Raw genomic sequence first — 13,938 nt, 5'->3', positions numbered from 1 at the left:
TACATATGGGTCTAAAAGACAAGAGAGAATTGAAAAGGGAGAGATTATTTACATGTTGGTATCCGTTAAAAAAGGGATGTTTCTTTGTTTGATTACTGCAATGATTCTGGTGCTCGCAGCGTGTTCAAGCAACAATGGTGGCAGCGAAGATGCAAATGGAAGCTCACAGCAAGCTGCGGAGAGCAACGCCACGAATGATGCAACAAATGGGGAACAAACCGACGCAGACGCTTCAGCACCTGCTGAAACAACTTACCCGGTAACCGTTTCAAATTATACAACACAGAACGGCACATGGGTGAAGAAGGATCAAACGTTTGACAAGGCACCTGAACGAGTAGTTGCCAATACCCAAGGTGCAGCAGAGCTGATGATTCGTCTTGGTTTGACAGACAAACTTGTAGGTGTAGCTGCGTTGTTTGGTAGTGTACCTGACGATATTGCTGATGAGTTTAAACAAATTCCTGTGCTGGCTGAAGGTTATGTAGGTAAGGAAGTGACAATAGGCGCTTCGCCTGACTTGGTTGTAGGGCGTGGTGGATTGTTTGAGGATGCGGATTGGGGTGTTGGTACAGTAAGCAGCTTGAATGATATGGGGATTAAAACGTACGTACAAAGCACCAGTGTTCCTGATGCATCGTTAGATAGTCTGTATCAGGATATTACTGAATTAGGTGAAATATTCAACGTACAAGCGAATGCAGCGGCATATATTGAGACGCTTAAAGCACGCGAGAATGCTTTGTCGGCCCGAGCTAGCGCTGAAACCATCAACTATGCATCTTTTTCGGATAATGGAGATGGAACCATTGGCATTTACAACGGAAATGGTGATACGTTTATTGAAAGTGCAATGTCATTAATCAATATGCATAATATGCTGATTAATGAAACCGGCACACTCAGTCTGGAGAAGCTAATCGAGATTAATCCGGATGCGATGATTATTTCGAGGTATGCAGGTGGTATTGATCCTGAACAGACGATTGAAAAGCTGCTTGCCAACAAGCAGGTACAAAACATTAACGCAGTTAAAAATAAAAAAATCTACATTATTGATTTCAACAACTTCTGGGGTTACGGGGATTCCATCTTCACAGGTGTTGAAGGACTCGCTGATGATCTCGGGTTGTAATGAAGCCAAGAACAAAAACATAGTACCATTAAAAGTCGCTATTTTAGCGGCTTTTTTTGTTATCAGGACCAAATTCTGTTTCAAGCTGTTCCCGGTCAGCCTGAATGATAGCGAGAATGGAGTGAACACTCTATTTTAATACGACTTGACTTGTGAATATATTATCGGTATAGTGTGAATCAGTTCACACTATACATTAAGGAGTAGTCTATGCCAAAAAATACTTTCTTTCGTTTAGACGAAGCAAGGCGCGAGGAAATATCTAATAGCGCTATGCATCTTTTTGTTGATAATCTTTACGAGGATATAACTATGAAGATGGTTTTGGATAGTTTGTCCATGCACCCCGGAACATTTTATCGGTATTTTGAAGACAAAGATGACCTTTATTGTCACTTAATACGTAATGTGACTCAGAAAAGAGCTGCATATTTTAATAACAGTAATGAAGATTCCCTTTACAGCTATTTCCTTACTGGTTTATTTGGTAACGTTAATGGTATGGTGACCGAGCCACTAAATGAGTTGGAAATAAAACTCACTAAAACATTTTCATATATTCCTGAGGACATTTTGCTGAAAGTATATGTGAATGTGTTAAAGGGCGAGTCATTCCCCATGATCAAGGACATTTTACGCCGAATGAGGGTTGATGGATATCTCCGACCGGATGTTGACGACGACCTGATTTCTTTTATGTTTGAGTCAATGCAGCTTAATTTAATCTTGTTTTTTAGGGAATTCGATATTAAGGACTCTAAGCTGCAACATAAGATCAGCAAATACTTTGCTGAATTTATGGGCCATGGGCTGCTTGAAGATCATAAATATTCTGAAATGGTTAGCGATCTCAAGGGGGAAAGAAAATGAAAACCTATGACGTATTTCCAGAACCAATTGGCGGCTATACTGTCGGTCGAACCCAGATAGATTTTGAGTACACGGCATCAGATGACTCCAAAAGAGAACTGACCGCTTTTGTGTACTATCCGTCCGACAGTAGCGAAGGTAAGACTACATCCAAGTACATGTTTCCTGAAGTCTACGAGATGTTTAATGAGCAGCCACTTGTCACTGCGTTGAAAAATGTTTTCTCTATAGATATCAAGACCCAGTGTTACGACGACCTTGCTCTTTCCGTGAAGGAAAAGCGCTATCCAGTGTTATTCTATGTGTGCGGTGGAGGCGGTTCTCCAGAATGGGGTACAGTATTCTGTACAGACTTGGCAAGCATGGGGTATGTTGTGGTAAGCATCGGCCATCAGAATAGCACGATGTATAAACGTAAAGATGGGCGCCTGTTTAATGTATCCAAGGATTTTTCGGATGTCATTACAGCCTTTGGTGAAAATCCGGAGATGCTGGCGTTGGCTGGTAAGATGGAGATGCGGCCTGACGATGAAACTGCCATTGAGATGTGCCGTAAGGTGCTTGCACTACCGATACTTTCCAAGATAACAGAGTATAGTGAATCACAGGCAGAAGATGTAAGGTATGTAGCCGATTATCTTTACAAACTGGACTCTGGAGAGCTGGATTCCATCTTTGAGGGCAGATTGCTGCTTGACATCGGCATGGGTATAGTCGGACATTCTTATGGAGGGCCTACGACGGCGATGGTTTGCCGGGATGACGACCGGTTCGCCTGCGGGATTGGCTTGGATAGCGGTGCGTTTGGACTTCTTGACAGCGATCTTAAGAAACCCTTCTTGCTACTGTTTTGTGAACCTAACTATAATATGAATGCGATTATTGGCGCTAACAATAGCATGGAAACCTATTATTACTCAGTTGATCGTGTTGCACATTTGGATTACTGTGACATCGTGTTTACCAGTGTTAATGAGGAACTCAGAGGTGAACGGGATGCTATGGAGATGCGAAATATTGTTACAGACTATGCGAAGAACTTTTTTGATCATTACATACTGCAGAAGGCAGCAACTGTGGAAAGCCTGGCATACGATGGTGTGGAATTGATCAAGAAGACCAGCAACAAGTGACATAACCGAGAGATTGCTGATTAATGATGTCAAAGAGCTAGCCGTACAGACGCAGAGCCGATAACCCCTATTACGCGGTAATCGGCTCTCTGACTCTGATATTGCAAATTGACATCCTGGTTCCAATAACTGACGCTTATTCGGCCTTAGTCCGGCCAGTGTTTACTTCGCTTCCAGGCTCCATCAACATGATATGACATTCCTTTTCGGAGGAAGGCTTGATCTCGACTCCCTTAGGGACAATATACATCTCGCCCTTGGAAATCTTCACTTGCCCATCACGAAAATCAATTATCATTTCCCCTTCGAGCACAAAAAATAACTTATCGGTCTCCTCATGAACATGCCACTCAAAATCTCCAGCAATCTTAACGATCTTAAATTGATAGTCATTCATTTCACCAATAAGTTTCGGAGACCAAAGATCGTTTAATTTCGAAAATTCCTCATTTAATTTAATAGCTTGATAGTGCATCGTCATTCCTCCTGTGTATTAATCCTATATGTTCAGTATACTGATCTAAGCTTTGGTATAACATGGATGCCTATTGAAATCAGGATGGATTATTGATGAACTTCAGACGATACTCCGTAGGAGAAATACCACATTGTTTCTTGAACACTCTGCTAAAATAAAAGGGGTCAGCAATGCCAACGGTCTCGGCAATCTGTTGTACAGACGCATCACTTGCCAATAACATTTGCTGTGCCATGTTTATACGATATTTCAATACATATTCTGCTGGACCCATACCTGCATGTCTTCTAAACACGTAGGAAAGTCGATTTCGATTAACATTATTTTGTTCTGCAAGTGATGCGACAGTCAGATTTTGATCATAATATTCTTGGATATAGGTAGAGACCCGTTCGAATAAAACATCTGATTCACAACTATTTTGCCTATGGTCAACACATATTAAGGTCTCGTTCAGTACATCGCGAAACAGCATCTCGGTCTGAAACTTTGAAATACCTCCGTGCTGATTATACACATGCCAAAGACGCGTGATTAATTCGATCAGACGTGGGGACTGACCCGTTGATAATTCAAAATGCTGATGGGAAAAACTTGTCTCTTCGAGGTCCGAACTACATATCCGGTATAAAACGAGGATGTATTCCCAGTCCGTTCTATGAAACACGGTTTGATCCAGTTTCATTTTCGCGCCCCCATGTACAACTTTTCCTGGTGAAAAGATATAGGGCGTACCATCAAATTGAAATTGTATTTTTCCTGTAAGAGGAAATACAAATCCAGGAAAAGAATCGGTATAGTCAGCCTGAGGAACCCCTGGATTTCTAGCATATCGATATACTCCTTCTACTTGAAAAGGAATGTGTGCAAAATGTGCTGCTAACTGATTAACGTCTACTTTCACATTACGTACCTCATTTCAAAAGTGTTTGCCGGTCATTCTAAGATAAATCGTTGTGCACCTTACTCCAACATTATTGATAACGATTATCACTGTCAACATATATAATGAAAAAGAAAGCTCTTTTTTACATATGGGCAATAGAATCCATCTTGTGTTAACATGTGCACTAACTAATCCAATTGCTTGTTTGAGAAGGGGAACCCATGTCAATTCGAATAAAAATGCTGCTGTCCTTCACGGGCATGCTTGTTATAAGTCTACTGTTCATCCTGCTTACCGCAAGTCTGTATACGATTGCGGCCACAGGGGATCTACAGAGTTTCCGCGATATATACAAGGTACATTATCAGATCAACCCCCTGACTGAACAGGGAGAATCGATCTTTCAAGAGATGAAGTTTCTGGCCAAAAATGACCCGGACGACCTGCAGAACAAGGTTTTGCTGCGTGAATATGATATGAAGCTTCGAGCTGAGAAGTCAGGGCTCTACGTCAGACGGGAGAATAGTCAGATCTTCGAATCACTGACCTTCAACCAGCCAGAACTGAAGCAAGCACTGCCTGCCTATGATCTTAACAATTATCAGATTCGGAGCACCTTCAATATTGGTGAGCGATTTTACGCGTATGCAAAATTTGATTTTCAATATTCAGATGGGGAACGGGGGAGTATCTTTGTCATTCGCGAGAGAAGCCCCTTTGCGGAGCTTACTCGCAAGTTGCTGCCTGTGATGTCATTCCTGCTTATTGGCGTCCTCATCATTGCAAATCTGCTCTTGTTCCGCTGGATCACGCGCAGCTTCATTAAACCCTTGAATCAACTACGAAGTTCAGCCGAACATATTAAGGATGGCAATCTATCCTTTAAACTTCAGCTAAACTCCAATGACGAGGTTGGTCAACTCAGCGAAGCGTTTGAGAGCATGCGGAATCAATTACAGCTCTCCTATGCGTTACGTCAGCAGGACGAAGTGAACCGCAAAGAGCTCATCTCCAACATTTCGCATGATCTCCGTACGCCGATTACCAATATCAAAGGGTATATTGAGGGTATTCGTGACGGAGTGGCTAATACTCCAGAGAAAATGGAGAGTTACGTTAATATCATTCACTCCAAAGCAGTTAGCATGGATAAGCTCGTGGATGAACTGTTTTTGTATTCTAAGCTCGACTTGAACCAAGAACCTTTCCTGTTCAAGACAGTTGATCTCGCTGATTTCCTTGAAGATAGCATCGAAGAACTGAGATATGATCTGGAGGATAAAGGTGTTGCCCTGGATTGGAATAACCAGGTGTCTGGTCCCGCCATGGCTGCTGTGGATCCGGAGAAGTTAAAACGTACCGTTGTTAATGTAGTGGATAATGCACTCAAATACATGGAGAATGAACATAAACAATTCGAGATTACACTTCAAGCTGATGAGAAATGGATTACGATGGGCTTTAAAGATAATGGCAGGGGAATACCTGAAGAGGCACTGCCTTATATATTTGAACGCTTCTATCGTGCAGAACAATCCCGCAATTCCTCAACGGGCGGAAGTGGGCTCGGGCTAGCAATTGCCCGCCAAATCATTGATGGACATGGGGGCTTCATCTGGGCTGAAAGCCAGCCCAATGATGGCACGAGTATATATATCAAACTGAAACGGCTGAATGAAGAGAGGGATTAATAAGTAATGGCAAACATTTTGATCATTGAAGACGAAACAACGATTGCGGAACTGGAACGGGATTATTTTGAGCTCAACGGATTTTCCGTGGATCTCTGCCATACTGGAGATGAAGGTCTGAAGCAGGCACTGGAGGGGGACTATCATCTGATCATTGTTGATCTGATGCTTCCTGGACTCGACGGCTTCGAATGTTGCAGGCGCATTCGCGAGGTGAAGGAGGTACCCATCCTTGTCGTTTCCGCGAAAAAGGAAGAAATCGATAAGATCAGGACATTCAATCTGGGAGTGGATGATTTTATTACAAAACCGTTCAGCCCAAGTGAATTGGTTGCACGAGCAAAGGCTCATTTGACCCGATACGAGAGACTACTTGGCAAAAACAAACCAGCTGAGCAGGATGAAATCCACATTCGCGGGCTTCACATTGACAAAGGATCACGCCGCGTTTTTGTTAATGGAGAAGAGGTGGCGATTACAACCAAGGAATTCGAGTTACTTGTATTTCTTGCGAGTCATCCCAATCGTGTATTCAGCAAATCAGATCTGTTCGAGCGGATCTGGGGCATGGATTCCACCGGAGACATTGCAACCGTTACCGTCCATATTCGCAAACTGCGCGGGAAGCTGGAGACAGACCCCAAAAATCCGGAGTATATTGAAACCGTCTGGGGCGCAGGCTACCGGTTTACTGCATAAGTTTCGTGAAAATTTAGAGCCAGTTTATATTTTGTTAATAACTTTAGCCTTGGGAGTTTCTTTTTGTCCTCTATTCTATAGATACAGGCAACTACAACCTATAGAGGAGGAATTCAACCATGAATTCTACAACCCGCAAAATCGCTACATTTCTAACCATAACTGTATTAGGTACAGCAGTGTTCCCGTTAACTGCGAATCAAGTACATGCAGCTACATACGTTACTAACATTGCGGCAACAACCACACAGCTTACCCAACAACAGATTGAAGCTGCTATCAAGGATCTGAATAGCTTGGGGATCATGAACGGGTATGCAGATCAATCCATGGGTGAACATCGAGCAATTACCCGTGCGGAGTTAGCTTCATTGGTTTTCAAAACGTTTAATTTGGAGAGCAAGACGGGAGAAATCGTAGAATTGACGGATGTCAATTCCAATGCATGGTATGCGCCATATGCGTTAAAGCTTGTTGAACTTGGCATCATGCAGGCTAACGATGGACAATTCAGTCCGCAGACTCAAGTGTCGGATGCTGAACTCGAACAGGTCGTATCCAAAGCGATGCAACGTGATGTAAAGTCCGTTCACCATTGGATGAGCGAGTTTTACTCCGAGAACGGTTCAGCAACGCGTGGCGAAACAGCAGTGTTGTTGCAAACCGCACACCAAGCTATTCCTTCAGAGCAAGCTCAAATTGAGAGCGTTAGATCGCTGAATGCCATTACGTTAATTGTAACGTTCGACAAGCCGCTGACAGCAGCGGATGAAGCTTTTGCCAAGGCACAAACGGACTTTGCGTTTAGTGGCGGGTTGACGTTAACCAATATGCCCCGTTTGAAAACAGGGTCGATTGCGACTTACATCGTTCCAACGTCCGTACAAGATGCTGGTGAAGTGTACAACCTGACTTACAAAGGCCAAGACGCTGGTTCCTTTGAAGGCAGTGCCACGAAAATAAACATGACAACGGCTAGTCAAGTAACGAATGATACATTCGAGATTGAAGCATTGCAAGTGAACAGTGTCGTGGATTATGGTTACATCATTTCGGCTTACAGCGGTGGTCGAGGAGCTAATGCATTTGTGCTGAATGATCAAGAGCAAGCAGGAGGCAAAACGTATCAAATCATCTCTTCCATGCAGGCAAGACAAGTTGTAATTACGCCAGAAGGTGGCGAGCCTATCGTTGCCAGATATGTTCCGTTCACGCAATCCACAGATGGCAAACAAGAACCGAAGTTCCGTTTGCCTGAGGGACAAACGCTGAAACCAGGTGTCAAATATACGGTTTCTTCGGATTGGGCCAACATCGAAAATGCTTCATTTACGGCGAAATCGTTTGATGCACTAGTGGTTGCAAGTGCTCAAGCAGTGAGCGAAACATCCATTGAAGTTACACTTGACCAGGACCCTGGAGATGAACTGTTCTCTGGTCGAAGTGTAACGTTAACTTCACCTAGCGGGGATGTTCTGACGGCCACTTATAAATATTCAAGTCGAAAAGGTGCGACGGGTGTATTCGACCTAACGAATGATGGGAAGTTGACTCCGGGTACTACGTATACAATAAACCCAGTTGGCGATTGGAGTGTCGCTTCTTCGGTCACCTTGACACTGGAGTAAGGGAGGCAGTATGAGTAAATCGCTGATCATCGTTGTCCTGATAAGCAGTATGTTGATCGTTCAAGGCTGCGTGCCTGAAATGAGAAACGACTCCAACGTGGAGGTAAAGGCCATGACTTCAGCAGATGAACAGCTGTTCAAGGCAGTAGAGGACAGCGATACTGAACGCATCGAACAAATGATTCAAGCAGGCGCCAATATCAATGCTCAAGATCAGAGTGGACGAACCGCTACAATGATTGCAACTTACAATAATGATCCAACATCGGCTAAAGTGTTAATTGAAGCGGGGGCAGACGTGAATATACAGGACGATATGAAAAACACCCCGTTTCTGTATGCTGGCGCTGAAGGATACTTGGATATTTTGAAGCTGACAATCGAGGCGGGAGCGGACCCAACGATAACGAATCGATATGGAGGGACAGCACTTATTCCAGCTTCGGAGCATGGATATGTGGATGTAGTGCAAGAACTACTGACTCAAACTTCGGTGGATGTGGACCATGTGAATCAATTGGGATGGACAGCACTACTCGAAGCGATCATTCTTAACGATGGCAATGCTCAGCAGCAGGAGACGATACAATTACTCATTGACCACGGAGCAGACGTGAACATACCGGATCGTGATGGGGTATCACCGCTCAGTCATGCGAAGAATAAAGGCTTTAAGGAAATTGAAGACATTTTGGTACGAGCTGGTGCGAAATAGACCCTTTTAGGGTGAATAAATTAACAAACATGTTGAGATATATGTAAAAATGGTTTTCATGGAGCGCCTGATTCCTTCTATGCTGAAGGGCAGGCGCTTCATTCAATCAATCAATCTTACGTGTATGAAACTGGCATAGTCTTAACATGACATGATTAGATACGAGAACGAGGATCTTAAAAATTGAATATCTCTGCTTTGAAGTTTGCTATAGTGTACCACCATGCTTCCGGATAAAATGGAAATACCAACCATGTAAGCGCTATCTATTATTGTGCCGCTTGTACATGTTGGAATCATTCATGGAGGTGTATGATGAAGAGGAAGTCTTGGTATACTTTGGCGGTAACTGGTGTCATCTCTTTGTTTTTTTCGGTAAGCGCTTTCGCGGGTTATGTTTTCTGGGAACCTCTAACCTATTTTAACGCAAGTACGTGGCAAAAAGCGGATGGGTATTCCAATGGGAGCATGTTTAACTGTACGTGGAGGGCTAACAATGTTAATTTTACAAGTGACGGCAAGCTTAAGCTTGGTTTGACCAGCTCTGCACAGAACAAGTTTGATTGTGGAGAGTATCGTACCACGAATACGTATGGATACGGCTTGTATGAAGTCAGTATGAAACCTGCCAAGAACACAGGTGTAGTTTCCTCATTTTTCACATACACAGGCCCTGCACATGGCACCCAATGGGATGAGATTGATATCGAATTTTTAGGAAAAGACACAACCAAAGTGCAGTTTAATTATTATACCAATGGGGTTGGTAATCATGAGAAGATTATCAATTTAGGTTTTGATGCATCCCAGGGCTTCCATACGTATGCATTTGACTGGCAGCCGGGACATATCAAATGGTATGTTGATGGTGTATTGAAACATACGGCAACCAGCAATATTCCTAAAACACCCGGAAAAATCATGATGAACCTGTGGAATGGAACAGGAGTAGATAGCTGGCTCGGTCCTTATAATGGGGCTAATCCGCTCTATGCAGAGTACGATTGGGTCAAATATACGAGTAATTAAGCAGACTGAAGCAGCCGTTAGCGGCTGCTTTTTTCTATATTCAGGCATTGTATTTATTCAATATATGTATTCAATATCCAATATCCTAAATTAATGCAATAAATGTTGCAATATTAGTATGGGCATAAATATCAAACATTCATTATGATTAACCTGTAAGCAACATTACATAGACTGGGGGAACGAAGTTGGACACAAGTAAAAAGAGACGAGTAGGCAGTTTGGTCATGATCGGTGTATTGGCCCTATCTGCAGCCTTGAGTGGGTGTAGTAACGGGAGCGATAAGAAAACTGAATCGAGTACACCAGCGACAACGTTGGAGCTCAAAAATGGGAAGTATGATCCACCAGTATCCATTACGTATTTACGACCATGGGGTCCAGACGTGAAGTTTAAGCCAGGCGAGGATCAGGATAACAACGTCCATACAAAATGGGCCAAGGAGAAACTCGGGATTGAGTTGAAAAACCAGTGGATATCTCCTTCTACCAATAATGCATTTGAGACGAAACTGCGCCTGTCACTGGCTTCCAATGCGGACATGCCAGACATTATTTCGTATCGCGGCGAATTCAATCTGGTGCGTGAATTGATTGAGTCCGGAAAATTTGTCGATGCTGGCGAATTGTTTGACAAATATGCCAGCGACACATGGAAAGCAGCCGTAAACGAAGATCCTTCCGTATGGTATCCATACATGCAAGATGGCAAAAAGATCGGTATTCCGATTCTGGACTATTCCTATAATGGTGATCCTGTCATGTGGATCCGTGAAGACTGGATGAAGAAATTCAATCTGGAAGCACCTAAAACTATAGATGATCTTGAAGTCATTATGGAAACGTTTACGAATCAAGATCCGGATGGCAATGGGAAGCAGGACACTTACGGACTCACCATTGGCTTCAAGAACTGGCTGAACACATGGATGTCGGAAGCTGGGTGGGTATTTGGCGCTTATGGTACAATGCCAAACCAATGGAATCTGACGGCAGATGGAAAACTTGAATACGGTTCCGTTACACCTGGTGCAAAGCAGGCTTTGGCCAAATTACAGAGCTGGATGAGCAAAGGGTATATCCCGGAAGAAGCCGGCGTGTATGATGAGACAAAAGCAGCTGAAGAATTTACTGCCGGAAAAGCAGGTATTGTGGTTGGTCCTCACTGGATGCCATCCTGGCCGCTGGAGGATGTGAAGAAAAACAATCCGGAGGCTGAATACAAGGCGTATCCAATTCCTTCTGGTCCAAACGGTCAAGCAGGAAGACACGGTACGTCAAACGGAAACGGCGTAGTTCTGATTAACAAAGACATGAAAAATCCGGAAGCCTTTTTCACCTATCAGAACTATCTCTTTGATCACTATGCAAATCCTAAAGAGGGCGATGAGTTCGAGCATGGATTTGCCGAAGGATACGATTGGGTTATGGTAGATGGGAAACCATCAACCGATGCAAGTCTTACGGGGGGTTATGCTCCCGAGAAGTACACGTTGACTTTTGATGGAGCGAGAATACCAAATCTAAGCATGACAACACTTGCCAAGCTGGCAAGCGGTGAAGAAGCAACTACACCGTTTGAGAAGAAAATCAAATCAGGTGTACCAGTACCTATGCTTGATGCAGCCAAGATTGTTTTGGATCAAAAAGATATCGTGTTCAATCAAATGTTTACCGGTGCACCTTCAATGACGATGCAGATGAACAATGACATTTTGACGAAGATGGAGAAGGATACCTTCTCTCAAATTGTATATGGCAAAACCTCTGTTGATGCGTTCGACTCATTTGTTGAGAAATGGAAGTCTTCAGGCGGAGATCAGATTACGAAAGAAGTTAACGAGTGGTATGATTCCGTCAAAAGCGGAAAATAGGATGACAAAGGGCTGGCTGAAATGATTCATCCCGGCCACATAAGCACCAAAAAGGCATTGCAGGAGAAAATCTCCGGCAATGCCTTTTTGTAATTGATATAGAGTAGGGGAAACCGGAGAGATTACTAGAACGTCAAGTCTGGCCTGAGTATCTTAAACCGGCAGATTTTCCCGATATTCTTGCGGTGTAAGATCATAAAATTTCTTGAAAACTCGAATGAAATACGCGGTATTGTTGTAACCGACAAGTTCTGCAATCTCAAACACTTTGGCAGTTGATGTTCGCAAATGATAGGCTGCTTTCTCCATTCTTAACCGATACACATAGGCAGTAAGTGCTTCACCTGTCTCCGCCTTGTATACCTTGGACAAGTACACTGGATGCAGATGCACATGGTCAGCAATTGCAGGCAGTGATACATCACCAGCCAGATGAAGGTCGACAAAACTTTTGACGCTGCGCACAATGGTGCTGTGATTGTCTCTAAGCTCTTGTTCAGCATCATCTCGTATGTAATGAAGTGTACGGACGGACCAGTCCTGTAGCTGCTGCGCAGTGGAATAGCTGGGAGCTTGAAAGTAACGATAGGACTCTGCTGGAATCAAAGAAGAGATTTGTTTGCCATTTTTATGAATGATGTACGCAAACGCGCCCGCAATAGCAAAATACACCTCAAAGGTTGACTCGGCAATATCATGATGTTCATTGGAATGCAGCAGTTCCGCAAAAATGTGTTCGATTTTCTGTTCCACATCCTCAAAGCGACCAGCTTCGAGCAGGCTAATCAACGTTGGTGGCTGATACAGCGACCTGATCGTATGTAGAGGGTTAGCATCCGTTTCATCGGAAGCGGTGACAAACAAACCTTGCACCTGACCCATCCGTTTACGCATGGACATAACCGTTCGCTCATAGAGTTCTCCAATTTCATGGGGAAACTTGCCCCAACTGGAGACCGAAATGGAGATAGCACCTTTCAAGTATAACTGAACATTGGTTTGAATCTGGGCAGCATACTGCTCAAGCAATGTCTGAGGCGTCTCGCTCCTGCTATAACTCATCGTTGTTGAATGTTTCATGCTTACCAGAACAACAATGTAATCGTGCACGTCACGTGTATGCCAGATATGAAAATGATTATGCATCACTTCACTTATGATATTACATATCGCATATTCCATTAGGGCCAGGTCGCCGTGTGCCATATCGGATAGATGTTTCTCCATACGGATAATCAGCATGCCGAGATCTTCTCCTACGGAGTAGGGGAGCTCCAGCAGATCAAGCTTGTCTGCCAGCGTCTTCTGATCATAGACTTTTCCAGTCAGCAACTCATGCAGCATCGTGGATTGAAGCAATGGCAGATGATCCTGAAAGGCGTGTAAGGCTCTTTGATGAGATGCTGCTGTTTCCCACTTTTCTTTAATTCGATGAACAAGACGTTGCACGGATTCGATCAGATCTTCATCGCTAACAGGTTTCAGCAAGTAATCGAAGCTTTCCTGCGCAATGGCTTGTTTCGCATATTCAAAGTCGGCGTGACCTGATAAAAGAATTGTCTGCACATGAGGCCACTTTTCATGAATCGCTGTAATCAGTGCAATGCCTGACATTTCGGGCATACGTATATCCGTAATTACAATGTCAATGTCGTGGTTGTCCATAATTTCCAGCGCCACTGCACCGGATAAGGCTTCATGAACTGTACCGATCCCGCAGCTTTCCCACGGAATGGTCTCTGCCAGCGTTTCCACGACGGAACGTTCATCGTCAACTAGTAATATTTGCAGCATGGGTCG

12 protein-coding genes are annotated in these 13,938 nt (G+C 43.7%); 9 read left to right on the top strand and 3 right to left on the bottom strand.

Features of this window, described 5'->3' with window-relative positions; translation table 11 throughout:
• Nucleotides 1-52: 52 nt before the first annotated feature.
• The 3 genes from QF041_RS05145 to QF041_RS05135 all read left to right on the top strand — a co-directional run bounded on the left by QF041_RS05145 (nucleotide 53) and on the right by QF041_RS05135 (nucleotide 3,138).
• Entirely contained in the window at nucleotides 53-1,135 is a 1,083-nt protein-coding gene (locus tag QF041_RS05145) for an ABC transporter substrate-binding protein (protein WP_307412613.1), read from the top strand.
• A gap of 210 nt (nucleotides 1,136-1,345) precedes the next feature.
• Nucleotides 1,346-2,005 (top strand): TetR/AcrR family transcriptional regulator, encoded by a 660-nt coding sequence (locus QF041_RS05140; protein ID WP_307412611.1) that lies wholly within the window; start codon nucleotides 1,346-1,348, stop codon nucleotides 2,003-2,005.
• The gene (locus tag QF041_RS05135) at nucleotides 2,002-3,138 is read left to right on the top strand and encodes an alpha/beta hydrolase (RefSeq protein WP_307412609.1); all 1,137 of its coding nucleotides are present in this window, start codon (nucleotides 2,002-2,004) and stop codon (nucleotides 3,136-3,138) included. Before QF041_RS05140 ends, QF041_RS05135 begins: the two co-directional genes overlap by 4 nt.
• A 136-nt stretch (nucleotides 3,139-3,274) precedes the next feature.
• Here the strand turns inward: QF041_RS05135 and QF041_RS05130 are convergent, their stop codons facing one another.
• Complete coding sequence (locus QF041_RS05130) at nucleotides 3,275-3,613, bottom strand: cupin domain-containing protein (RefSeq protein WP_307412607.1); 339 nt, start codon at nucleotides 3,611-3,613, stop codon at nucleotides 3,275-3,277.
• A gap of 79 nt (nucleotides 3,614-3,692) precedes the next feature.
• Nucleotides 3,693-4,520: a helix-turn-helix transcriptional regulator gene (locus QF041_RS05125; protein WP_307412605.1), complete on the bottom strand. Its 828-nt coding sequence runs from the start codon at nucleotides 4,518-4,520 to the stop codon at nucleotides 3,693-3,695.
• 203 nt (nucleotides 4,521-4,723) lie between these two features.
• Here QF041_RS05125 and QF041_RS05120 point away from each other — a divergent pair, with 203 nt between their 5' ends.
• The 6 genes from QF041_RS05120 (at nucleotide 4,724) to QF041_RS05095 (ending at nucleotide 12,138) form a co-directional block, all read left to right on the top strand.
• Entirely contained in the window at nucleotides 4,724-6,193 is a 1,470-nt protein-coding gene (locus QF041_RS05120; RefSeq protein ID WP_307412603.1) for a sensor histidine kinase, read from the top strand.
• A gap of 6 nt (nucleotides 6,194-6,199) precedes the next feature.
• Nucleotides 6,200-6,892, top strand: a complete 693-nt coding sequence (locus QF041_RS05115; protein ID WP_237175289.1) for a response regulator transcription factor — start codon at nucleotides 6,200-6,202, stop codon at nucleotides 6,890-6,892.
• Between the two features lie 119 nt (nucleotides 6,893-7,011).
• A complete protein-coding gene (locus tag QF041_RS05110) occupies nucleotides 7,012-8,520 on the top strand; it encodes an S-layer homology domain-containing protein (RefSeq protein ID WP_307412600.1) in 1,509 nt (502 codons plus the stop codon).
• A 10-nt stretch (nucleotides 8,521-8,530) separates the two neighbouring features.
• Entirely contained in the window at nucleotides 8,531-9,235 is a 705-nt protein-coding gene (locus QF041_RS05105; protein WP_249910616.1) for an ankyrin repeat domain-containing protein, read from the top strand.
• A 315-nt stretch (nucleotides 9,236-9,550) separates the two neighbouring features.
• Nucleotides 9,551-10,264: a beta-glucanase gene (gene bglS, locus QF041_RS05100; protein WP_076317835.1), complete on the top strand. Its 714-nt coding sequence runs from the start codon at nucleotides 9,551-9,553 to the stop codon at nucleotides 10,262-10,264.
• Between the two features lie 227 nt (nucleotides 10,265-10,491).
• Nucleotides 10,492-12,138, top strand: a complete 1,647-nt coding sequence (locus QF041_RS05095; protein WP_074096908.1) for an extracellular solute-binding protein — start codon at nucleotides 10,492-10,494, stop codon at nucleotides 12,136-12,138.
• A gap of 153 nt (nucleotides 12,139-12,291) precedes the next feature.
• Here the strand turns inward: QF041_RS05095 and QF041_RS05090 are convergent, their stop codons facing one another.
• Nucleotides 12,292-13,932, bottom strand: a complete 1,641-nt coding sequence (locus tag QF041_RS05090) for a response regulator (RefSeq protein ID WP_036615627.1) — start codon at nucleotides 13,930-13,932, stop codon at nucleotides 12,292-12,294.
• Nucleotides 13,933-13,938 lie beyond the last annotated feature (6 nt).

Origin of the sequence: Paenibacillus sp. W2I17 (assembly GCF_030815985.1) — a bacterium.
GTDB lineage: Bacteria > Bacillota > Bacilli > Paenibacillales > Paenibacillaceae > Paenibacillus.
The sequence above is the reverse complement of the archived record's forward strand: the minus strand, read 5'-3'. Positions and strand labels throughout refer to the sequence as shown.